Source organism: Kitasatospora sp. McL0602 (assembly GCF_052076145.1).
In the GTDB taxonomy this organism is placed as follows: domain Bacteria; phylum Actinomycetota; class Actinomycetes; order Streptomycetales; family Streptomycetaceae; genus Kitasatospora.
The window spans coordinates 2,486,430-2,509,035 of record NZ_CP197246.1 but is presented as its reverse complement, the minus strand read 5'-3'; the positions used below and the strand labels follow the sequence as shown (position 1 = coordinate 2,509,035).

Genomic DNA, 22,606 nt, shown 5'->3' with positions numbered 1-22,606 from the left:
TGGCACGCTGGGGTGCATGCTGAAGAACGTCGTCGCCGTGGTGCTGGAGCCCGTCCACCCCTTCGAGCTGGGCGTCGCCTGCGAGGTCTTCGGCCTCGACCGCAGCGACGACGGCCTGCCGGTCTACGACTTCGCGCTCGCCTCCGACCGCCCCGGGGCGCTGCGCACGCACGCTGGGTTCACCGTCGACGTGCCGCACGGCGTCGAGCGCCTCGCCGAGGCCGACCTGATCATCGCGGCGGCCACCGGCGTCCGGGACGAGTACCCGGAGCCGCTGCTCGACGCCCTGCGGGCCGCCGTCGCGCGCGGCGCCCGGGTGCTCTCGATCTGCAACGGCACGTACCTGCTCGGCGCCGCCGGGCTGCTCGACGGCCGCAGCAGCACCACCCACTGGCGGCACACCGACCGGCTCGCCGAGCGCTTCCCGCTCACCCGGGTCGAGCCGGACGTGCTCTACGTGGACGAGGACCCGGTCATCACCTCGGCCGGCACGGCCGCCGGGATCGACGCCTGCCTGCACCTCGTCCGCAAGCTCCAGGGCGCCGAGGTGGCCCGGGGGATCGCCCGCCGGATGGTCGTCGCCCCGCACCGGGACGGCGGCCAGGCGCAGTTCGTCGCCCGGCCGCTGCCCGAGTGCGACAGCGAGTCGCTCGGCGGCCTGCTGGACTGGCTGCGCCACCACCTCGACCAGGAGCTGACTGTCGACCAGCTCGCCGCCCGCGCCCACATGTCGCCGCGCACCTTCGCCCGCCGCTTCCAGCAGGAGACCGGCACCACCCCCCACCGCTGGCTCACCAACCAACGCCTGCTCCAGGCCCAGCGCCTCCTGGAGGGCACCACCGAGCCGGTCGACGCCGTCGCGGCCCGCTGTGGCTTCGGCAACGGCGCGACCCTGCGCCACCACTTCGGCCGCTGGCTCGGCACGACGCCGCAGGCCTACCGGCGGATGTTCGGCAACTCAGCTGCCGGGCTGGTCGCTCAGAGCGCGGCGACCTGGCCGGGGGTCAGGGCGTAGTCGAACAGCTTGACGCTGCCGATACCGCCCTTGAAGTAGGCCCTGTTGGCTCCCACCAGGTCGGTGCCGACGACCAGGGGACTGGTGGACGCCCAGGTGTCCGCGTGCGGCGTGCTGACGGGAGCGGCGCCGCTCACATAGAGGGTGAGCAGCTTCGACTGGTAGTCGTAGGTGCCGACCAACTTGGTCCAGACACCAGGCTGGGCTTGCGGGACGCTGACCACGTCGAGGTCCCACTGGTCGGAGTCCGTCTTCGGCATGCCGAAGCGCCACCTTTGGGTGTCCTGCTCGTACCAGAGCAGGAACTTGCTGATGTGCTGCCCGTCCTGGCTCACCACGGCTCCGGTCTGGGGCTTGGTGCCGTCAGCCTTGGCCGAGACGGCCACGGAGAAGCTCCGCCCTGTCAGTGAGACCGGAGCGCCGTTCGCGAAGGTGGTGGCGCCGTCGAAGCTCGTGGAGCTCAGGTCCAGTGACTGGACGGGGGCGCCCCGGGTGTAGCCGTAGAGCGGGGCGTGGTCGGAGATGCCCAGGACGGCGTCGGGCGTCAGCACCTTCGGCGCGTACGAGCTCGGCGGCGTGGGCACCACCGGCTCGCGAAGGGCCGGGTCGGGCTGCATGTAGCGGGAGTACTCGGTGCTGTCAGCCTTTTCCTGGGCGGAGTCACACCCGGTGAACCCGGCCGAGCTGAACAGATAGTCCAGCTTGGAGTGGTTGTAGTAATCGGTCGGAGTGTTGTCCGAGGCCGCCGCGGGGTGGTGGGTGAGGTGGGTCGGCTCGTCCGAAGCGTCGCCGTCACGGTAGGAGACCGCATCGCACTCGGAGTACTTGGCGTACAGCGGCGAGAGGGCACCGGCCTTCGTGCCGCCCTCGGCGTTGAAGTCCCCGCCGAAGACGACGTTCGGGTGGGCGCCGACAGCACTCAGGAGGCCGGTCACCTCGGCGCCGTAGTACGGGTAGTTGCGCTCGGGGTCGTCGGTCAGGTGGGTCGAGCAGATGGTCGTCTGCCAATCCACGACGTCGGAGCAGAGCACCTGGGTCTGTTCCCACCGCTTGTCCTGGTCCTCCAGCAGCCACTTGTGGGTGGTGTTGACAAGCAGGCCCTTCGCACCCAGGGCTATGCCGTACCGACCAGGGAGGCCGTTGCGGCAGGTGGAGCCCGTGTCGCGGGCGTCCCCCGGGCGGGTGCTGGGGACCCAGGTGAGGTGCCAGCCGCCGGGGAGGGCGTGGGCGAGCTCGTCGAGCTCGCTGCCGGCCGGGACGGCCCCGTCGGGGCCGCCGCAGATCTCCTGGACCATGATGGCGTTCAGGTTGTGCTCGGCCACCATGTCCGCGACGGCCGTTGCCTTGACCCGGTGGTCGTTGCGGTGCGGGCAGTAGCCGGGGTCGTAGCCGCTGATGTGGTCGACGCCGTCGGTGTGGTCGGGCGTGGGGGCGAGGCCCCCCGCCTCGCCGCAGATGTTCCACGTCATCGCCCGCACCGATTCGGTGGCCGCCGCCGCGTCAGGCGCCGCTGCCGAGGTGTTGGTTGTCGGTAGCAGCAGCGCTCCGGCCATGGCCAGCAGACCGATCCGCCATCTCGTTCTCTGCACAGGAACTCCCCTCGAAATTCAGGCGCCGTCCGCGTACGCATGGACGGCGCCCGGACTCTAGCGGGGCTGACGATTGTTCACGACCGATTTATCTGCGCACGTCAGGACGCCTCCGCCAGCTGCCACTGCTGGTAGGCCGCGCCGGTGGCGGCGGACTGGACGATCGGGGTGGAGTCGGTGGGGGAGCCGGAGTTCGCGATGGTGAGGAGCTTGCCGGAGTGGGCGGCGGTCAGGGTGCCGGTGGGGGAGAGGGCCCAGAGCTGGTTCGGGGTGCCGGTGCAGGTCCACTGGATGACGGCGGCGCCGTCGGTGGTGGCGGAGCCGGTGACGTCGAGGCAGAGGCCGCTGCGGACGGAGACGAGCTGGTAGGCGCCGGTGCCGGTGTCCTGGAAGGTCCACTGCTGGTTGGTGCCGCCGGTGGGGTGGTACTCGATGACGGCTGCGCCGGGGGCGGTGGAGGAGCCCGCGACGTCGAGGGCGCTGCCGGTGGCGGCGGAGGTGAGGGCGTAGGTGTGCCCGGAGCGGCCGGCGGAGGTGGCGTACGCCTCGACCTCCCAGAGGGAGTAGCCGTAGCTGGTGGCCCGCTGGGTCAGCCAGACCCGCAGGTAGCGGCCGGAGGCGTGCAGGCCGGTGAGGTCCTGGAGGCCGCCGGTGCCGGTACCGGTGGTGTAGGCGGTGCGCCAGGTGGTGCCGTCGTCGGAGAACTGGAGCTGGAAGGACTTCGCGTACGCCGCCTCCCAGTCGAGTCGGACGCGGTCGACCTGCTGGGTGCTGCCGAGGTCGATCCGGAGCCACTGCGGGTCGGCGTAGGCGCTGGACCACCGGGTGCCGTAGCTGCCGTCCACCGCGCCGGAGGCCGGGAAGGCGGGCGTCTCGGTGCTGGAGGCGGTGACGGGGTGGCCGAGCGCCAGATCGCCGGGGAGGGTGTCGGTGGGCAGCCCGGGGGCGCGGCCGACGGCGCCTATCAGGGCCTGGAAGGCCGCGTAGGTGCTCACCGGCTTCGGCGACCCCCACGTCTGCTGGGCGAGGGTGCGCAGCGGCGCCAGGATGCCCGCCGCCGTCTGGGTCTCCGTCTCGGCGCCGGGGTTGTCGCACCAGACGTGCAGCGCGGAGCCCCGGTTGCGCGAGGGGTCGGTGAGGGCGGCGCCGCCCTGGAACAGGCCTGGCTGCCAACTCTCGTACATGTAGCGGGTGTCGGGCTTGTCGCCGCCGTAGACGTAGTAGGTCGGCGTCCAGCTGGAGTTCATCACGGTGTGCCCGGCGGCGGTCAGCTGCTGCGGGGTGAGCCCGTAGTCGTACCAGTAGTCGACGGTTATGTCGGCGTTCGGGGCGATGGTGCCGTCGCCCGCCTTGATGCCGTCGTTCCACATCCGCATGGTCTTCCCGCCGGCCCGGACGATCGCGTCGGCCCAGTTGACGAAGCCGTAGAAGACGTCCTTGGCGGTGGCGTTCGCGCCGTAGTGGGCGCGGGCGTAGCTGAGCAGCTGCGGGTAGCTCGAGTAGTCGGTGATGTACTCGTCGGCGCCCAGGTGCCAGTACCCGGCGGGGAACAGCGGCAGGTACTCGGTGATCAGGTCCTTCATCAGGGTGTAGGAGGCGGGGTTGGCGAGGTCGATGAAGTCGTTGTTCGGCGTGCCCGAGCTGTTGACCAGGCGCAGTTCGGGGTGGGCGGCGAGCACCGCGTCCAGGTGGCCCGGCAGGTCCAGCTCGGGGACGACCGTGACGTGGTAGCGGGCGCCGAGCGCGATCAGGTCGGTGATCTGCTGCTTGGTGTAGTGCTGGGCCGAGGTGATCTCGGGGTGGGTGCTGCTCTCCAGCCGGAAGCCGAAGGTGTCGGAGAGGTGCAGGTGGAGGTAGTTCAACTTGGCGTACGCCATGTCCTTGATCTGCTGCTGGAGCCAGGGGACGGTGAAGTACTTCCGCCCGGCGTCGACCATCAGCCCGCGCTCCGGGTACGCCGACCAGTCCTGCGCGCTGCCGGCCGGGATGCTGCGGGCCTGGTGCAGCAGCTGGAGCAGCGTACGGGTGCCGTAGAAGGCGCCCGCGTCGGTGGCGGCTCGGACGGTGACGGACTGGCCGACCGCCAGGGTGTAGGCGTCGGGGCGGGTGTCGGTGCCGCCCAGGGTGAGCAGCAGGTCGCCGGGCTGGGCGGCCGCGCTGTTCGCCAACGGCACGGTGGTGCCGGTGAGTTGGCTCAGATCTTCGGCGAACACCTGGCCGGTGGTGGTGAGTTCGGCCGCGTAGGCCGGGTCGACCAGCACCCGGGAGGAGGCGGTGAAGCCGTACGCGCCGGTGCCCGCCGTCCACTGCTGGAGGGCGGGCACCACGGTGGGGGGCGCGGCGGTGGCCGCATGGGCGCTCTGGGCGGCCGGGGGCAGCAGGGAGAGGGCGGGGAGGGCGAGCAGGAGGAGGAGGTGGCGGAGGCGGGGCGTACGCACGTCGGACTCCTTCCGGGCAGGCCGCAGCGGGGGCGTGCGGTGTAGACCAGTGCACTGCCCGTGCTCGTACGTGTCAATAACCTCGCCAGAATGAGCAGAAATGCTCAAGCTAATCGGTTTCAGGGCCGGCCGACGTCAGGCCAGATGGCCCGTCTCGTTCCACAGCTCCGGCCGCAGCCGCTCGCCGTCCGAGCGCCAGAGCGAGGCCGAGCAGTTCCGCACCTGGTCGAGCGCCAGCATCTCGGGCTCGGAGAGCCGCTCCAGCACGTAGCGCACGGCCAGCACCGGGCAGTCGTGCGCGATCAGCAGCACCGGGTGGCCCGCCTCCTCCTCGCAGAGGTCGCGCAGGCAACTGCGCACCCGCAGGGCCACGTCGAGAAACGATTCTCCGCCGGGCGGGCGGTAGTAGAGCTCGCCCATCTTGTGGCGGCGGGCCGCCTCGGCGGGGTGCTCCTTCTCGATCGCGGCGGCGGTGAGCATCTCCAGGATGCCCAGCTCTCTGTCCCGCAGCCGTTCGTCGAAGCGGATCTGCAGCCCGACCGGCACCGCACCCAGCCCCGAGGCCTGGGCCAGCGCCGTGCGGGCCGTCTCGGCGGTGCGGACGTACGGGGAGCACCAGACGGCCCGCGGGCGGTCTGCGGGCGGCAGGGCGGCCCACCAGCGGCCCAACTCCTGGGCCTGGCTGCGGCCGTGCAGCGAGAGCGGGATGTCGGCGTCCCGGCAGGTGATCGGCACCGTCAGCGCGCCGGTGTCGGCGGCCAGCTGGAACTCCACGTTCGCGGTGGACTCGCCGTGCCGGGTGGCGATCAGCACCGACGGCTGCCGTGCGGCGGTGCGGTGGCCGTTCAGGCCGGAGGTGAGCGCGGATTTGAGCTCTGCCATGACTGGATTCTCCCCGTTGTCGACACCGGTCGCCCTGTGGGCGGTACACCAGTGTTGAGGGAAGCGACGGCGCGATCACAGGGCGCGCGAAGCGCAGAGCCGTGCGCCGGGGCTTCACCACCTACGGACACAGGGGCGCGGGGCTCAGCTCACCGTTGATGAGCTGAGCCCCGCGCCCCTGGGGGCTGCCTGGCAGGCGTCAGTGCGCTATGGCCGGCTCCGGGGCGTTGTCGACGGCTTCGTCGCCCGCGTCGGCGTTGTAGTCCGAGGGGCTGGTCTCGTCGACGCCCTCGGGCGTCTTCGCGGCCCGCAGGATCACCGTCAGGACGACGGCGACGATCAGGTTGAGCACGAAGGCGGTGACGCCGATGAAACCGATCTCACCGATCCCGGGGATGGGTGCGGTGTTGCCGCCGAAGTGCTTGGTGGCGGGCGAGGCGATGCCGTACGTCTTCCAGGTGCCGTAGACCATGCCCGCAGCCCAGCCGGCCAGCAGCGCCCAGCGGTGGAACCACCGGGTGAAGAGGCCGCTGACGATGGAGACGAAGGTCTGCAGGATCCAGAGGCCGCCGAGCAGTTGGAGGTTGATCGCGAACTGCTTGTCCATGGTGAGGACGAAGGCCAGCGCGCCGACCTTCACCAGCAGCGAGGCGATCTTGGCGACCTTCGTTTCCTGGGCCGGGGTGGCGTCCGGCTTCACGAACTCCTTGTAGATGTTGCGGGTGAAGAGGTTCGCCGCCGCGATGGACATGATCGCGGCGGGCACCAGCGCGCCGATCCCGATCGCCGCGAAGGCCACGCCGGTGAACCAGTCCGGGAAGATGCTCGCGAACAGCTGCGGCACCGCGAGCTGCGCGTTGTAGCCCGTGACGCCCTTGCCCATCCCGGCCGCGATCGCCATGAAGCCGAGCAGCGCCAGCAGCCCGAGCATCAGCGAGTAGGCGGGCAGGATCGCCATGTTCCGGCGGATCGTGTTGCGGCTCTTGGCGGCCAGCACGCCGGTCACGGTGTGCGGGTACATGAACAGCGCCAGCGCGGAGCCGAGGCCCAGCGTCGCGTACGCCCACTGCGCCTTGGGCCCGGTCACCAGGGAGCCGACGGGCAGCCCGGTCTTCGGGTTCTTCGCGCTGAACTTCTGCGCGGCCTGGTCGAAGATGTGGCCGTAGCCGCCGAGCCGCATCGGGATGTAGATCACCGCGACGATGATCACGATGTAGACCAGGGTGTCCTTGACGAAGGCGATCAGCGCGGGCGCCCGCAGGCCGGAGGAGTACGTGTACGCCGCCAGCACCGCGAAGGCCAGGAAGAGCGGCAGGTCCTTCATGAACCAGTTGCCGCTGGTGCCGCCGCCGACCCCGAGGGTGTCCAGCACCGCCTGGATGCCGACCAGTTGGAGCGCGATGTACGGCATGGTGGCCAGGATGCCGGTCAGTGCGATCGCCAGCGAGAGGCTCTTGGAGCCGTACCGCCCGCGGATGAAGTCGGCCGGGGTGACGTACCCGTGCACCCGCGCCACCGACCAGAGCCGGGGCAGGAAGAGGAAGACCAGCGGGTACGCGATGATCGTGTACGGCACCGCGAAGAAGCCCGCCGCGCCGGCGCCGAAGACCGCCGCCGGGACGGCGATGAAGGTGTACGCGGTGTAGAGGTCGCCGCCGAGCAGGAACCAGGTGATCCAGGTGCCGAAGCTGCGGCCGCCGAGGCCCCACTCGTCCAGGTGCTGGGCGTCGCCCGCCCGGCGCCAGCGCGAGGCCAGGAAGCCCATCACGGTGACGAGTGCGAAGAAGAGGACGAACACCACGAGGGCGGTGACGTTGACGCCGTGGTTCACAGCTGCTCACCCGCCTTCGACAGCGCGTCGGCGGAGGCGGCGACGGCCTTGCGGTGCTTGGTGTCGCGGTTCAGCAGGACGTACGCGGCCGAGGTGAAGACGGCCGACAGCGGGATCCAGAGGATCTGGTACCAGTAGAAGAACGGCACCCCGCCGAGCTTGGGGGTGATCTTGGCGTACGAGGACACCCAGAGCAGGGCGACCACCGGTACGGCCAGGCTGAGCCCGGCCAGGACCCGTTCCGGTGTGACCACCGGGACGGTGGCGCTCTCGGGTGGTGGGGTCTGCGACGACATCGTGTGCGGCTCCGGCTGGTGAGGGCTCAGCCAGTCGGCGCCGCCTTGCGCGGGCCGGTGCCCGTCTTCCCCGCCGAGCAGCACCACTGGTGACCAATGGTCAGTACGGAGGCGAAAATATGGCACGGAGTGACGCGTGTCACTAGATCCGGCCGAATTTCCCGGATACCGGATGGTGCGGTGTCAGGTCGGGCCGTCCGCAGACCTACTGCCGGGCCTGTTGCTGGGCGGGCTGCCGGCCTACTGCTCGGGCCGCTGGAGGCGGGTGATGAACTTGTAGCGGTCGCCCCGGTAGATGGAGCGCACCCACTCGACGGGCGCCCCCTCTGCGTCGAACGAGTGCCGGGAGAGCTGGAGCATCGGCAGCCCGAGGTCGGAGCCGAGCAGGCCGGCCTCGCGCGGGTTGGCCAGCGTGGTCTCGATGGTCTCCTCGGCCTCGGCGACCGTCACCCCGTACACCTCGCGCAGCGCGGTGTAGAGGGAGTTGTGCTTGGCGAGGTTGCGGCGCAGTGCGGGGAAGCGCTTGGCGGAGAGGTGCGCGACCTCGATGGCCATCGGGTCGCCGTTGGCGAGGCGCAGGCGCTCGATCCGCAGCACCCGGCTGCCGGTCTTGATGTCGAGCAGCGGGGCGAGCCGGTCGTCGGCGGTGATGTAGCCGATCTCGATCAGGCGGGAGGTGGGCTCCAGGCCCTGGGCGCGCATGTCCTCGGTGTAGGAGGTCAGCTGGAGCGCCTGGGCGACCTTGGGCTTGGCGACGAAGGTGCCCTTGCCCTGGATGCGCTCCAGCCGGCCCTCGACCACCAGCTCCTGGAGCGCCTGCCGGACGGTGGTGCGGGAGGTGTCGAACTGGGCGGCCAGCGCGCGCTCCGGCGGCACGGGGGTGCCGGCGGGCTGGGTCTCGGTGAGCGTCAGCAGATGCCGCTTGAGGCCGTAGTACTTGGGCACCCGGGCCGTGTGGTCGGCTGCGGCCTGCGTCGGCAGGCTTTTCGCCTGGGCGTCGCTCACCTGGGCAGTGCTGCCCCCGTCGCTGGTCATCCGGCGTATCTCCCGCTACTCGCAAAGCCCTCCGCGGGCTCCGCAGCCTCGTCAACGGCACACATCGTTGCACGTATGTCAGGTGAACGGGGAGCTCATCACGCGATGAACGACGAGCGGTGTCGGCTTCATAACGGGTGCTGCGGATCATCCCAGGACCGTTGACACGTCCATTGGTCTAGGCCAAGCTCCAGGCATCTGGTCTACACCTCTGTGGACCGCAACATGAATCCCAACCCCGTCCCATGGCTTCGCGATGCCCATTCCTGCCGGTTTGCAGGGGTCTGTCGCTCCCGCCGATGGGGGGCTGTGTTGAATTCTCAAAACACCGGGCATCCCTCAGGAGGATGGCGTGAAGCGTCAGCTCATCGCGGCGGTCGGCGTCGCAGCTATGGTCGTCGGTCTCGCAGCTTGTGGTTCGGACGCCAAGAAGGACGGCGCCAAGTCGGAGGCTGCCCCCACCAGCCTGACCGTCTGGCTCACCGTCGACGCCCAGAAGAACTGGCCCGACCTGGTCAAGTCCGCGGATGACGCGCTGACCGCCAAGTACCCGGGCATCAAGATCAACCACGAGTACTACGGGTGGAAGGACAAGAACCCGAAGCTCGACTCGGTGCTCGCCACCGACGCGGTGCCGGACGTGGTCGAGATGGGCAACACCGAGATGCTGCCCTACATGATCAAGGGTGCGCTCGCGCCTCTTGACGCCTCGAAGTTCGAGAACAGCGGTGCCTGGCTGGACGGGCTCAAGGGCTCGGTCCAGTACAACGGCAAGACCTACGGTGTCCCCTACTACGCCGGTGCCCGCGTGGCCACCTGGCGCAAGGACATCGCCGCCGACGCCGGTGTCACGGCCGTCCCCACCACCTGGGCCGACCTGACCGCCGACCTGGACAAGATCCAGGCCAAGCAGGGCGACAAGTTCTCCGCCTGGTACAACCCGAGCCGTGACTGGTACGCCGCGATGTCCTTCGTCGCGGACTCCGGCGGCGCGATCGCCAAGCAGGACGGCGACAAGTGGAAGGCCAGCCTGGAGAGCCCCGAGGCGATCAAGGGTCTGACCGCCTGGAAGGACGCCATCGGCAAGTACATGAAGGGCGACCTGACCAAGGACGACGCCGACCGTTACATCGTCTACGGTCTGGGCACCTCGGCCATGATCTACGGCGCCGGCTGGGAGGGTGGCTCCGCCGCCGACCCGAAGATCGACAAGACCGGTGGCAAGCTCAAGGACAACCTGGTCTCCTTCGTGATGCCCGGCCCGTCCGGCAAGACCCTCTCCACCTTCCTCGGTGGCTCGGACCTCGCCGTCCCGGTCAAGTCGAAGGCCCAGGGCGCGGCCGCCGAGTGGATCAACGCCTTCACCAACACGAAGGCGCAGGAGGCCCTCATCAAGGCCGGCAACCTGCCGAACAACAAGACCCAGCTGGCCCCGCTGAAGAGCGACCCGAAGGTCGGCCCCTCGGCCACCGCCGCCGAGCTCAGCTGGTTCGTCCCGACCGCGCCGGGCTGGCTCCAGGTCGAGAAGGCGAACATCCTGCAGAACGCCCTCCAGGACATCGCCCAGGGCAAGAAGACCGTCGAGGCTGCCGCCAAGGACGCCGACACCGCGATCGACGCCGTGATCAACAACGCCTGATCCGGCACCCGAGCCCGTCGGCCCCCTCCACCCCCATGGAGCGGGCCGGCGGGCCACCGGCCGTGAGGCCATCGGCTGAGAGGCCACAGAAGTATGCAAGCGCCAGGCGTAGCTGAGGAGCACGTGATGAGTGCCGAGACATCCACCGCGAAGGTGCCGCCGCAGCGGCCCTCTTCAGCAACGGCGGGAGAACAGACCCCCGGCAGAGCATCGGGTCTGCCGCGAGGCAAGCGCTTCTCCGGCATGGCCGTGCCGTGGCTGCTGCTGGCCCCGACCATGCTGGTGCTGGCCGTCGTGCTGGGCTACCCGCTGGTCCGCCTGGCGACCCTGTCCTTCCAGAAGTTCGGCCAGTCCCAGCTCTGGGGCTTCCAGCCCACCGAGTGGGTCGGCTTCGACAACTTCACCAAGGTGCTGGGTGACGGCGTGTTCTGGCGGGTCGTGCTGCGCACGATCGTCTTCGCCGGTGGCGCGGTCGCCTTCACCATGGTCTTCGGCATGCTCATCGCGATGCTGCTGATCCGCGTCTCCGGCTGGGTCAAGACGCTGATGAACATCGCGCTGGTGGCGAGCTGGGCGATGCCGATCGTGGTCGCCGTGACGGTCTTCAAGTGGATGTTCGACACCGACTACGGCGTCGCGAACTGGCTGCTCAGCCGCATCCCCGGGGTCGACTTCGACCGCCACAACTGGTTCATCAGCTCCACCCAGGGCTTCACCATCATCATGGCGCTGGTCGTCTGGGGGGCCGTCCCGTTCGTCGCGATCACCCTGCACGCCGGTCTCACCCAGGTCCCCAAGGAGCTGGAGGAGGCCGCGCGGATGGACGGCGCCGGTGCCTTCAAGGTCTTCCGGTACGTCACCCTGCCGGTGCTCAAGCCGATCATCGTCATGCTGGCGACCCTCTCCGTCATCTGGGACATGGGTGTCTTCCCCCAGGTCTTCCTGATGCGCGGCGGCCACCCCGAGCCCGAGTACCAGCTGCTGACCACGTACTCGTACGACAAGGCCTTCGTGGTCAACGACTACTCGATGGGCTCGGCCATCGCCCTGCTGACCGTGCTGCTGCTGCTCGGCGTGATCGCCGTCTACATGCGCCAGATGCTGAAGATCGGAGAGGTGGAGTGACGACCTCGGTCCAGAACCCCAAGGCCCCCAAGGTCTCGAAGGTCAAGCAGCCGAAGCCCAAGGGCCGCGGCGTCTACAACCTGATCGGCCTGCTGGTCGCCGCCGTCATCGGCTTCCCGGTGTACTGGATGGTCAACACCGCGCTGAAGCCGGAGCGGGAGTCGATCTCGCCGAGCCCGAAGTTCCTGCCCTTCCCGCTCACGATGGACAACTTCCACCGGGCGCTGGAGGTCTCCGACTTCTGGGGCCCGGTCGGCCGCAGTGTGATCATCGCGGGCTCGACCGTCGCGATCGGCCTGGTGGTCGGCCTGCTGGCCGCGCTGGCCATCTCGCGGTTCGCCTTCCGCGGCCGCAAGGTCGTCATCGTGGGCATCCTGACGGTGCAGATGGTCCCGCTGGTCGCGATGATCATCCCGGTCTTCCTGCTGCTCAACGACCTCGGCCAGTACGACAAGCTGTCCGGGATCATCCTGACGTACCTCACCTTCGTGCTCCCCTTCACGATCTGGACGCTGCGCGGCTTCATCGTGAACATCCCGAAGGAGCTGGAGGAGTCCGCGATGGTCGACGGGTGCACCCGCACCGGCGCCTTCATCCGGGTGGTCTTCCCGCTGCTCGCCCCCGGCATGGTCGCCACCGCGATCTACGGCTTCATCCAGGCCTGGAACGAGTACCTGTACGCACTCCAGCTGCTCAGCCAGCACAACACCACCGCCACCGTCTGGCTCGGCAACTTCACCACCACCCGCGGCACCGAGTACGCGCCGATGATGGCCGGCTCGACGCTGATGGCCATCCCCGTGGTGATCTTCTTCCTGCTCGTCCAGCGACGCATCGCCTCCGGCCTCACCGCCGGAGCCGTCAAGGGGTGAGGCGCGCATGAGCATTCTGGTACCCGCAGTCACCGACAGCGACCAACTGCACCGCGACGCCCTGACCGTCCTCCAGCCGGGCTTCGTCGGCACCACCCCGCCCGAGTGGGTCCGCCGCCACCTGGCGGCCGGGCTCGGCTCGGTGGCGCTCTTCGGCCGCAACGTCACCGACCCCGTCCAGCTCGCCGCGCTGACCGCCGCGCTGCGCTCCGAGAACCCGGACGTGCTGGTCGCCATCGACGAGGAGGGCGGCGACGTCACCCGGCTGGAGGCGGGCTCCGGCTCGTCCTGGCCCGGCAACCTCGCCCTCGGCGCGATCGACGACCCGGCGCTCACCCGGGACGTCGCCCGTGAGCTCGGCCGGGCGCTGGCCGAGTGCGGCGTCAACTACAACTGGGCGCCCTCGGCGGACGTCAACTCCAACCCGCGCAACCCGGTGATCGGCGTCCGCTCGTTCGGCGCCGACCCGGAGCTGTGCGCCCGGCACACCGCCGCCTGGGTCGAGGGGCTGCAGTCCGTCGGCGTGGCCGCGTGCGCCAAGCATTTCCCCGGCCACGGGGACACCGCCGTCGACTCGCACCTCGGCCTGCCGGTGGTCGACGTCGACGTGGACCTGCTGCGCTCCCGTGATCTCGTCCCGTTCAAGGCCGCGATCGCGGCCGGGGCCAAGGCCGTGATGACCGCCCACATCATGATCCCGGCCCTGGACCAGCGGCTGCCCGCGACGCTCAGCCCCGCCGTGCTGAGCGACCTGCTGCGCGCCGCGCCCGCCGACGGGGGCCTGGGCTACCAGGGCCTGATCGTCACCGACGGCATCGAGATGGGTGCCATCGCCGACACCTTCGGGATGGGCGAGGGCACCGTGCTCGCGCTGTCCGCCGGGGCCGACGCGATCTGCGTCGGCGGCGGGCTGGCCGACGAGGAGATCGTCCTGCACCTGCGGGACGCCATCGTCGAGGCCGTCCGCTCGGGCCGGCTCGGCGAGGAGCGGCTGGCCGCAGCCGCCGAGCGGGTCCGCTCGCTGGGCAGCTGGGCCCGGATCGAGGCCCAGGGCGAGCTCGTCGAGCCCGACCTCTCGATCGGTCTCCAGGCCGCCCGCCGCGCCCTGCGCGTGGTCCGCGCCCCGGGTGGCCCCGTCGCGCCGGTGACGGAACGCCCGTACGTCGCCTCGTTCTCCCCGCAGGCCAACATCGCGGTCGGGGACGAGACGCCCTGGGGCGTGGCGGGCATGCTCGCCGCCCGCCTGCCGGGTACCCGGACGGCGAGCTTCGGCCCGGACGCCGCCGACCCGGCGCGGCTCGACGAGCTGACGGCCAAGGTGCTCGCCGGAGCATCGGGCCGTCGCCTCGTCGTGGTCGTCCGCGACACCCACCGGCACAGCTGGATGGCCGCCGCGCTGGACCGGCTGGTGACGGCCCGTCCGGACGCGCTGGTGGTCGAGATGGGTGTCCCGCAGGCGGTGCCGGTCGGCGCCCTGCACGTCGCCACCCACGGCGCGGCCCGGGTCTGCGGGCTCGCCGCCGTCGAGGTGCTGACGGGGCAGTACCTCGGCTGACGGTACGTCAAGTATCAGCTGGCCCGGGGCCGTTGGAGGAGACTCCAGCGGCCCCGGGCCATTTCCTTTGCCGTCCGGCTCTCTTGATGCTGTTCCCTCAAGAGAGCCTTAAGTACGCCTTAAGGGAACCGTAGGTGATGGAGTCACGACAGATCGCTCACAACTCACAACAGGTCTGCAACGACCAGCACTTGATGTTCAAACTTCCGTTGACACCGGGAGTGGTCTAGGCCAGGCTCGCGCAATCTGGTCTGTACCACTGCGCAGACCTGCCTGCCTGCAATGACGGAGGTCTGCGTGAAGAGACAGCTCTCGGCCGCGATCGGTGCGACTGCCCTGCTGGCGTCCCTGGCGGGGTGCGGCTCCGGCGCCGCCCCCGGGAAGGGCGCCGCCGCCTCGGCCGACCCGAAGGCCGCCACCGGGACGGTCACCATCTGGCTGATGAACGACGCGCAGACCAACTGGCCCGAGCTCGTCCAGCAGGTCAACGACGAGTTCGCCGCGAAGTACCCCAAGGTCGACCTCAAGCTCAGCTACCAGGGCTGGAGCGACAAGATCGGCAAGCTGGACGCCGCGCTCACGGCCGGCAACGCCCCCGATGTCGTCGAGCTCGGCAACACCGAGACGATGAAGTACATCCTCAACGGCTCGCTCGCCCCGGTCGACCGGTCGACCTTCGAGAACTCCGACAGCTGGATCAGGGGCCTGGTCAACACCTGCAGCTACCAGGACAAGCTGTTCTGCGTGCCGTACTACGCGGGCGCCCGGGTCGGCATCTACAACTCGGCGATGTTCCAGGACGCCACCGGCAGCCCCGACTTCCCGAAGACCGAGGACGAGCTGCGCGCCGCCCTCGACAAGGTGCAGGCCAAGCACAAGGGCGATCGCACCTTCTCCGCGCTCTACCTGCCCGGCCCGTACTGGTACGCGGCGATGTCGTACGTCGCGGCGGCCGGCGGCGCCATCGCCCGCTTCGACAGCGCGGGCCGCTGGCACGGCGCGCTGAACGACGCCAAGTCCCAGCAGGGCATCAGCCACTTCGTCGACCTGGTGAAGACGTACAACCACGGCGACCTGACCGTCAACGAGGCCGGTCAGGCCGCCGTGCTCGGCAAGTCGAAGGCCGCCGTGCTCTACGGCAACAGCTGGGAGGCCGGCAGCGCTGTCGCCCCGGTCACCGGCGACCCCAAGCTCACCGACGCGCTCAAGGTGACGGGCATGCCCGGCCCCGGCGGCAAGCCGCTGCCCTCCTTCATCGGCGGCTCCGACCTCGCCGTCACCGCGAAGTCGGCCGGCGCCGAGCTGGCCGCCGACTGGATCAGGATGTTCACCAGCACCAAGTCGGAGCAGGTGCTCGCCGACAAGGACACCCTGCCGAACAACCTCACCCAGCTCGCCCCGCTGCGCTCCAAGCCGGCCACCGCCGCCGCGGCCAACGCGGTGCCGGACGCCTGGTTCACCCCGCTCGCCCCCGGCTGGGGTGCGATCGAGAAGCAGAACGTCCTGGTGACGATGCTGAACGACATCTTCAAGGGCACCTCGGTCGACGCGGCTACCAGGACGGCCGACGCGGCGATCGACCAGCTGATCAACAACCCGTCCTGAATGTGCTCAGGTCCGTGGCTCCCCGTAGGATCGTCGGAGTAACACCGCAGCGAGTGTGCGGACTCGCCGCCGTAGAGGTCCCCGACCGGGCAGCCGCCCGGGAAGGGTGCAGAACCATCTCATCGGAGGCACATCAGATGTCCGACACGCAGACCAGCTCCACCCCCGGACGGATCATGGCGGCGGAGATGGCCGAGCAGCCGGCCGTCCTGCAGCGCATCCTCGACGAGGGCGCTCCCAAGATCCGCGAGATCGCGACCGAGATCGCCGCCCGCAGCCCCCGCTTCGTGCTGCTGACGGCCCGCGGCACGTCCGACAACGCGGCGCTGTACGCGAAGTACCTGATCGAGGTGCTGCTCGGCAAGCCCGCCGGCCTCACCTCGATGTCCACCACCACGGCCTACGGCGCCAAGCCGGACCTCACCGACTGCCTGGTGATCACCGTCAGCCAGTCCGGCGGCTCGCCGGACCTGGTGGCCTCCACCAAGGCGGCCCGCGAGGCCGGTGCGATCACCCTCGCGGTGACGAACAACGCCGGCTCGCCGCTGGCCGAGGTCTCCGAGTTCCACATCGACGTGCTCGCGGGCCCGGAGAAGGCGCTCCCGGCGACCAAGACCTACACCGCCGAGCTGCTCGCCCTCTACCTGCTGGTCGAGGGCCTGCGCGGCGGCGACGGCTCGGCCGCCAAGGTGCTGCCGGAGCTGGCCGCCGGCATCCTCGGCCGCCAGGCCGAGGTCAAGGCCCTGGCGGAGCGCTACCGCTTCGCCCAGCGCCTGGTGCTCACCTCGCGCGGCTACGGCTACCCGACGGCCCGCGAGGCCGCGCTGAAGCTGATGGAGACCACCTACATCCCGGCCTCCCCGTTCTCCGGCGCCGACCTGCTGCACGGCCCGCTGGCCATGGTCGACAACGTCTCCCCGGTCATCGCCATCGTCCCCGAGGGCAAGGGCGGCGAGGCCCTGCAGCCCGTCCTGGACCGCCTGCGCGGCCGTGGTGCGGACCTGGTGGTCATCGGCCAGCAGGAGCAGGTGGACGCCGCCTCCGCAGGCTTCGCGCTCCCCGCCGGGGTGCCCGAGGAGGTCCAGCCGATCCTGGAGATCCTCCCCCTCCAGCAGCTCGCCTACGAGGTCACCATCGCCCGCGGCCAGGACCCGGACGCCCCGCGAGCCCTCGCCAAGGTCACCGAGACCCACTGACCCCTGGGCTGCGCACGGTGAACGACTGAGGCCCCGTCCGGGTGGACGGGGCCTCAGTCGTTGAGCGGCCGGGGTGGTGGTCCGAGCCGGGGGGAGCCGGGAAAGCACTACGGGCCACGGCGCCGACACAGGACCCTCAACCTGTGCGGCACCGCAGCCCGGAGCTGTCGTCGGGCGCCGCTGCCGGCCGGGAGCTGTGCGGGGCTCCCCGTCGGCGGGCGACCGACCTCGGAGCGACCTCGCGCGGGTCAGGGCAGTTGCGCGGGGGGCCTCTCCTTGGTGCTCTTTCATTGTGGACTAGACCAATCCTGGTTGTCCAGAGCCGTTCACGGATTGGTCTGGACAACCCCCGGGCAACCCCTGGCCGGGCCCCGGACCGGGTCGGCGGAGGCTCTGATCGGGGTTACGCTCGCCCTGTGCCCTCGCTGAACGATCTGGTCCGCCGCCACACCACCCTCACCGGTGCCGACGTGGAGTGGCTTCACATGCTGGTCTCGGAGTGGCAGCTGCTCTCCGACCTCTCCTTCGCCGACCTGGTGCTGTGGATCCCGACCTGGGACGGCATCCGGTACGTCTCGGTCGCCCAGATGCGCCCGAACACCGGCCCGACCTCCTACCAGGACGACATGGTCGGCCACCTGGTGCCGCGCGGCCGCCGCCCGCTGCTGGACGCGGCCTTCGACGAGGGCCGGATCGTCCGCGAGGGTGACCCGGAGTGGCGCGAGGAGGTGCCGGTACGGGTCGAGTCGATCCCCGTCCGGCGCGAGGGCAAGGTGCTCGGGGTGATCGCCCGGAACACCAACCTGCTGACGGTGCGGACGCCCAGCCGGCTGGAGCTCACCTATCTGCAGAGCGCCTCCGACCTGGCCCAGATGATCGCGGCAGGAACGTTTCCGTACCCCGGCGTCGAACAGGCCGACATGGACGCGGCGCCCCGGGTCGGCGACGGGCTGATCCGGCTCGACGCCGACGGCATCGTCACGTACGCCAGCCCCAACGCGCTCTCCGCCTACCATCGGCTCGGCCTCACCACCGATCTGGTGGGCAGTCACCTCGGCCGCAGCACCGCCGAGTTGGCGCCGCCGTCGCGCGGGGCCGTGCACGAGGCGCTGGTGAAGCTGGCCAGCGGCTGGGCACCCCGGCAGACCGAGGTGGAGGCCCAGGGGGGTGTGGTCACGCTGCGGGCCATCCCGCTCAAGCCCAAGGGCGTGCTCACCGGATCGCTGGTGCTGGCCCGGGACGTCACCGAGCTGCGCCGCCGTGACCGCGAGCTGATGACCAAGGACGCGACCATCCGGGAGATCCACCACCGGGTGAAGAACAACCTGCAGACCGTCGCCGCGCTGCTGCGCCTGCAGTCCCGCCGGATGGACTCGCCGGCCGGGCGGGCCGCGCTGGACGAGGCCGTGCGCCGGGTCGGCTCGATCGCGATCGTGCACGAGACGCTGTCGCAGACCCTGGACGAGCAGGTCGCCTTCGACGAGGTCGCCGACCGGGTGCTCGCGATGGTGATGGAGCTGTCCCACGACGGCAAGGTCGCGACCAGGCGCAGCGGCAGCTTCGGCATCCTGGCGGCCGAGGTGGCGACTCCGCTGGCGATGGTGCTGACCGAGCTGCTGCAGAACGCGTTGGAGCACGCCTTCGGCGCGAAGGACTCGGGCCGGGTGGAGGTCAGCGCGTTGCGCGGGCGGGCCCCGGCCAGCGGCATGGGCTGGTCGGACAGCTGGAACGGCGGGGCCAAGCCGGAGGAGTACCTGCTGATCACCGTGCAGGACGACGGGCAGGGGATGCCGGAGGGCTTCGACCCGCAGCAGGCGGGCAATCTCGGCCTGCAGATCGTCCGGACGCTGGCGACCAACGAGCTCGGCGGCACCTTCGACATGGTCGCGGCGCCGGGTGGCGGCACCAAGGTGATCCTGGAGATTCCCGTGCCGTAGACGGGAGTTGAGGAGGTCTCACACGCACCCGAACACGCACCGGAGAGAGAAACGAGGCCCTGCCGACCGGGGGGGGTGGGTCGGCAGGGCCTCTCAACCCGTTCCGGCCGTCGGGGGGAGTCGGCCGGAACGGGGGCTCATGGTGGTGCTGTGGCGCCCGGTGCATTGCACACGGTGAGCGCCCTAGGTCCACAATATTGCTCTAAGTGAACAGTATCAAGTGCCAGGGCCGCATCGCGCGCCGTCGGATCTCACCAGGGTGCGATCCGCTCTGCGGAAGGCTTCGACCGGAAGAGCGGCGAAGCCCTTGATCATGGGTTGATCGGGTGGTGCGGGTACAGCGGTGAGGCGGTGTGTCAGGCGGTGCGCGCGCGGTTGCGGGCGGCGCGGCGCTTCATCGCACGACGCTCGTCCTCGCTCATGCCGCCCCAGACGCCTGCGTCCTGGCCGGTCTCGAGCGCCCACTGCAGGCACTGCTCCATGACGGGGCAGCGGCGGCACACGGCCTTGGCTTCCTCGATCTGCAGCAGAGCAGGACCGGTGTTCCCGATCGGGAAGAACAGCTCCGGGTCCTCTTCGCGGCAGACAGCGCGGTGGCGCCAGTCCATGTTCGTCCAACTCCTCCGGTCGGTAGGGCTGTGGCCCCGGCCGACGCAATCGTGGTGGCTTGTGAATGTGAACGCTTTCACGAATCCCGTAACAGCAAAAGGGACCAAAGGCCCAAAGGGCCTGGGTGGTCTGTGCTGGGAGGGGGTTCGGGCAGATCAAGGGATGTACCGCAGCCGTGCCCCTGGGGGCAGGTGTTGAACTGTTGCTGCGACGTGTCCCGATCGCCATGTAGAGGTTCGCAAACCTCGGGCTCGGATACAACCCCCTTCGGTGAGGAATTTTTGATTCTTCGGTGTCGCATAGCTCACAGCCCGTACTTCTATGGGGTGAAGGGGGCTTGTGCGTTCGAGAAGAAGGGGGATACCCCCTTCTGGTCACACAATCACACGCAGTGCCCGCCGAACGCCTGTGAAACTGACGCGACTCCTGTCTCCAAGGTGGTCCCCGTCGACCTGAAACGGGGCCGGTTCCTGTGAAACCAAGGTGAAGTGTCGGACGTCGTGATAGGAGACGACGTGTTTGCCCCTAGGGCCGACTGGCTCTCTCTCGTCTTCCGCAGGTGTGTGCGAGCGCAGAATCTGACGCACCGTTCGAGCCGTGCCGAACGCGGTCATTCGAGTGATGCCGAAGACGTCGAGGTCCGTGTCGAAGGAAGCGGAGGGCGAGGGGAGCACCGGCCGGCTGCCCAGGAACGTCCACGGAGAGGTGTTGGAAACTATGGTCATCACCAGCCCCGGCACCGGGTCCTGCCCGTTCATCTCAAGGGTGATGGGGCCGTTCTTGCGATGTTCACGCTCAGTCACGTAGTGCCGGAGTGCCTGGTTGACGTACAGCGCGTGAGTTGACTTCCGCCCGGCCTTGCGCATCTCCTCCACCCGGCCCACCACGCCCGCGTCGAAGCCCAGACCGGCCGTGAAGGTGAACCAGCGGTCGGGGAGGCCCTCCGTCATCGCCTTGCCGAGGCTGATCGCGCGCTCGCGCTGGTGGTCCAGCGCGTCGAGCAGCGCACCCGTCGCCTCCACCGGGTCGTTCGGCAGGCCGAGCGCGCGGGCGAAGACGTTCGTGCTGCCGCCCGGCACGACCGCCAGCCGGGGCACCCGCTCGGACGGGCCGTGCGCGAGCAGGCCGTTGACGACCTCGTTGACGGTGCCGTCGCCGCCCAGCGCCACCACCAGGTCGACCGTGCCGTAGGTGGCCGCGTCGCAGGCCAGGTCCCGGGCGTGGCCGCGGTACTCGGTGTGCGCGACCTCCAGCTTCAGGTCGCTCCGCAGGGCGTGGGTGAGCACGTCTCGGGTCCGGCCACTGGTGGTGGTCGCCTTCGGGTTCACGACCAGGAGAGCGCGCATGGCGATCAGCCTACGGGGCGGCGCGGCGCGTTCGGGTGTCCACCCGGCTCGGTGTCGTGGAGGCGGCGGCTACCCTGCTGGGGTGACCGCAGAGACCACCTCCCCCGCCCCCGCCCGCACCCGGCCCACCCCGCTGCTCGTCGGCGCCGCGACGACCCTGCTGGAGGGCGCCGCGCTGGCCGGCTGGGGCCTCTTCGACATGATCAGCGGCTTCACCGGCGACTCGGCCGCGCTCGGCCGCAGCGAGTTCGGCGGCGCCGTCCTGCTGCTGATGGGCGTGCTGCCGCTGCTCGCCGGGTGGGCCCTGCTCGGGCTGCGCCGGTGGGGCCGCAGCCCGGCCCTGCTGACCAACTCGATCTGCCTGCCGGTCGCGTACTACATGTGGCAGGGGCTCCCGGCCGGTGCGGTCGTCGTCGGCCTGCTCGGGCTGGCGGGGATCGTCGGCCTGCTCAACCCCCGGGTGACCGAGGCGCTGTACAGCTGACGCTGCCGAGCTGACGCACGTGTGGCCCCCGGGGACGCCCCGGGGGCCACACGCATGTACTGGGGTCACTCCTCGACGAGCAGCTTCTCGCGGAGCTGGGCGAGGGTGCGGGCCAGCAGGCGCGAGACGTGCATCTGCGAGATGCCGACCTCGGTGGCGATCTGGGACTGGGTCATGTTCCGGAAGAACCGCAGCACCAGGATCTTCTGCTCGCGCGGCGGCAGCTGGGCCAGCAGCGGCTTGAGCGACTCGCGGTACTCGACGCCCTCCAGCGCCTCGTCCGTCGTCCCGAGGGTGTCCGCGACGGCCGGCGACTCGTCGTCGCTGTCCGGCACGTCCAGCGAGAGCGTCGAGTACGCGTTGGCGGACTCCAAGCCCTCCAGCACCTCCTCCTCCGAGATCCCCAGGTGCTCGGCCAGCTCGTGCACCGTGGGGGAGCGGCCGTGCCGCTGGGAGAGCTCGCTCGTCGCCGTGGTCAGCGAGAGCCGCAGCTCCTGGAGCCGGCGCGGGACGCGGACGGCCCAGCCCTTGTCCCGGAAGTGCCGCTTGATCTCGCCGACGATCGTCGGGGTGGCGTAGGTGGAGAACTCGACCCCGCGCTCGTGGTCGAAGCGGTCCACCGACTTGATCAGGCCGATGGTGGCGACCTGGGTCAGGTCGTCCAGCGGCTCGCCTCGGTTGCGGAACCGCCGTGCCAGGTGCTCGACCAGCGGGATGTGCATCCGGACCAGCTGGTTGCGCAGTTCGACCCGCTCGGGCGAGCCCTCGGCCAGCCCCGCGAGCCGGACGAAGAGCGCGCGGGCGGCCTCGCGGTCCGGCGCACCGGAGCGGTGCGTCTGCGTGGGCAGCATCGGCGTGACCGGTTCGTCGGCCACCACCTCCTCGACCACCACGACCACCTCCTCGGTGGCGGGCTCAGGGGTGCCGGCGGATTGCGGCTCCGGCGTCGGATCGGTCGGCTGGGTCATCCGATGGCTGTCCTTCGGGTGCACGTCATCTGCGGTGGATCGGGCGTCGTGCGGGATGGCGGCCCGTGCCTGGGTCGGCACGGCCGGCTCGGCGGTGACCACCGGGCTACCGGCGGCACCTGTGCGGTTCAGCTCACTCACGGCGATCACCCGTTCCGTTCCGGGAGCACTTCACTTGGGGTGT

Annotated in this window: 18 protein-coding genes; 9 read left to right on the top strand and 9 right to left on the bottom strand. The window is 70.2% G+C overall.

Annotation, left to right across the window (positions count from 1 at the left end; translation table 11 throughout):
* Positions 1 to 16: 16 nt before the first annotated feature.
* Positions 17 to 1,015 carry a helix-turn-helix domain-containing protein gene (locus tag ACR68M_RS11275; RefSeq protein ID WP_441250317.1) on the top strand — a complete coding sequence of 333 codons (999 nt, stop codon included), beginning with the start codon at positions 17 to 19 and terminating at the stop codon, positions 1,013 to 1,015.
* Here ACR68M_RS11275 and ACR68M_RS11270 read toward each other — a convergent pair.
* The 6 genes from ACR68M_RS11270 to ACR68M_RS11245 form a co-directional block, all read right to left on the bottom strand.
* Positions 979 to 2,604, bottom strand: a complete 1,626-nt coding sequence (locus ACR68M_RS11270) for a LamG domain-containing protein (RefSeq protein ID WP_441250316.1) — start codon at positions 2,602 to 2,604, stop codon at positions 979 to 981. The genes ACR68M_RS11275 and ACR68M_RS11270 overlap by 37 nt on opposite strands.
* Positions 2,605 to 2,705: 101 nt before the next feature.
* Positions 2,706 to 5,042: a family 20 glycosylhydrolase gene (locus ACR68M_RS11265; protein ID WP_441250315.1), complete on the bottom strand. Its 2,337-nt coding sequence runs from the start codon at positions 5,040 to 5,042 to the stop codon at positions 2,706 to 2,708.
* A gap of 135 nt (positions 5,043 to 5,177) precedes the next feature.
* A complete protein-coding gene (locus ACR68M_RS11260) occupies positions 5,178 to 5,924 on the bottom strand; it encodes a histidine phosphatase family protein (RefSeq protein ID WP_441250314.1) in 747 nt (248 codons plus the stop codon).
* Positions 5,925 to 6,123: 199 nt separating this feature from the next.
* The gene (mctP, locus tag ACR68M_RS11255) at positions 6,124 to 7,755 is read right to left on the bottom strand and encodes a monocarboxylate uptake permease MctP (protein ID WP_441250313.1); all 1,632 of its coding nucleotides are present in this window, start codon (positions 7,753 to 7,755) and stop codon (positions 6,124 to 6,126) included.
* The gene (locus ACR68M_RS11250; protein ID WP_441250312.1) at positions 7,752 to 8,051 is read right to left on the bottom strand and encodes a DUF3311 domain-containing protein; all 300 of its coding nucleotides are present in this window, start codon (positions 8,049 to 8,051) and stop codon (positions 7,752 to 7,754) included. The genes mctP and ACR68M_RS11250 overlap by 4 nt, the downstream gene beginning before the upstream one ends.
* A gap of 240 nt (positions 8,052 to 8,291) precedes the next feature.
* Positions 8,292 to 9,086 (bottom strand): GntR family transcriptional regulator, encoded by a 795-nt coding sequence (locus tag ACR68M_RS11245; protein WP_441250311.1) that lies wholly within the window; start codon positions 9,084 to 9,086, stop codon positions 8,292 to 8,294.
* Positions 9,087 to 9,438: 352 nt separating this feature from the next.
* Between ACR68M_RS11245 and ACR68M_RS11240 the strand changes: the two genes are divergently transcribed.
* The 7 genes from ACR68M_RS11240 to ACR68M_RS11210 all read left to right on the top strand — a co-directional run bounded on the left by ACR68M_RS11240 (position 9,439) and on the right by ACR68M_RS11210 (position 19,015).
* Positions 9,439 to 10,725, top strand: coding sequence for an extracellular solute-binding protein (locus ACR68M_RS11240; RefSeq protein ID WP_441250310.1), 1,287 nt, complete (start codon positions 9,439 to 9,441; stop codon positions 10,723 to 10,725).
* Positions 10,726 to 10,851: 126 nt separating this feature from the next.
* Entirely contained in the window at positions 10,852 to 11,850 is a 999-nt protein-coding gene (locus ACR68M_RS11235) for a carbohydrate ABC transporter permease (RefSeq protein WP_441250309.1), read from the top strand.
* An 80-nt stretch (positions 11,851 to 11,930) separates the two neighbouring features.
* Positions 11,931 to 12,722 (top strand): carbohydrate ABC transporter permease, encoded by a 792-nt coding sequence (locus tag ACR68M_RS11230; protein ID WP_441251577.1) that lies wholly within the window; start codon positions 11,931 to 11,933, stop codon positions 12,720 to 12,722.
* Between the two features lie 7 nt (positions 12,723 to 12,729).
* The gene (locus ACR68M_RS11225; protein WP_441250308.1) at positions 12,730 to 14,277 is read left to right on the top strand and encodes a glycoside hydrolase family 3 protein; all 1,548 of its coding nucleotides are present in this window, start codon (positions 12,730 to 12,732) and stop codon (positions 14,275 to 14,277) included.
* 297 nt (positions 14,278 to 14,574) lie between these two features.
* Positions 14,575 to 15,882, top strand: a complete 1,308-nt coding sequence (locus ACR68M_RS11220) for an extracellular solute-binding protein (RefSeq protein ID WP_441250307.1) — start codon at positions 14,575 to 14,577, stop codon at positions 15,880 to 15,882.
* A gap of 137 nt (positions 15,883 to 16,019) precedes the next feature.
* On the top strand, positions 16,020 to 17,078 hold the full coding sequence (locus tag ACR68M_RS11215) for an SIS domain-containing protein (protein WP_441250306.1): 1,059 nt from the start codon (positions 16,020 to 16,022) through the stop codon (positions 17,076 to 17,078).
* A gap of 416 nt (positions 17,079 to 17,494) precedes the next feature.
* The gene (locus ACR68M_RS11210) at positions 17,495 to 19,015 is read left to right on the top strand and encodes a sensor histidine kinase (protein ID WP_441250305.1); all 1,521 of its coding nucleotides are present in this window, start codon (positions 17,495 to 17,497) and stop codon (positions 19,013 to 19,015) included.
* 356 nt (positions 19,016 to 19,371) lie between these two features.
* On the opposite strand, the gene ACR68M_RS11205 is transcribed toward ACR68M_RS11210, so the two are convergent.
* Positions 19,372 to 19,623: a WhiB family transcriptional regulator gene (locus ACR68M_RS11205; protein ID WP_014138019.1), complete on the bottom strand. Its 252-nt coding sequence runs from the start codon at positions 19,621 to 19,623 to the stop codon at positions 19,372 to 19,374.
* A gap of 375 nt (positions 19,624 to 19,998) precedes the next feature.
* Complete coding sequence (locus ACR68M_RS11200) at positions 19,999 to 20,970, bottom strand: diacylglycerol/lipid kinase family protein (protein WP_441250304.1); 972 nt, start codon at positions 20,968 to 20,970, stop codon at positions 19,999 to 20,001.
* An 82-nt stretch (positions 20,971 to 21,052) separates the two neighbouring features.
* Here ACR68M_RS11200 and ACR68M_RS11195 point away from each other — a divergent pair, with 82 nt between their 5' ends.
* On the top strand, positions 21,053 to 21,454 hold the full coding sequence (locus tag ACR68M_RS11195) for a hypothetical protein (protein ID WP_441250303.1): 402 nt from the start codon (positions 21,053 to 21,055) through the stop codon (positions 21,452 to 21,454).
* A gap of 65 nt (positions 21,455 to 21,519) precedes the next feature.
* Here ACR68M_RS11195 and ACR68M_RS11190 read toward each other — a convergent pair whose 3' ends face one another.
* Positions 21,520 to 22,563, bottom strand: a complete 1,044-nt coding sequence (locus ACR68M_RS11190; RefSeq protein ID WP_441250302.1) for an RNA polymerase sigma factor SigF — start codon at positions 22,561 to 22,563, stop codon at positions 21,520 to 21,522.
* Between the last annotated feature and the right edge of the window lie 43 nt (positions 22,564 to 22,606).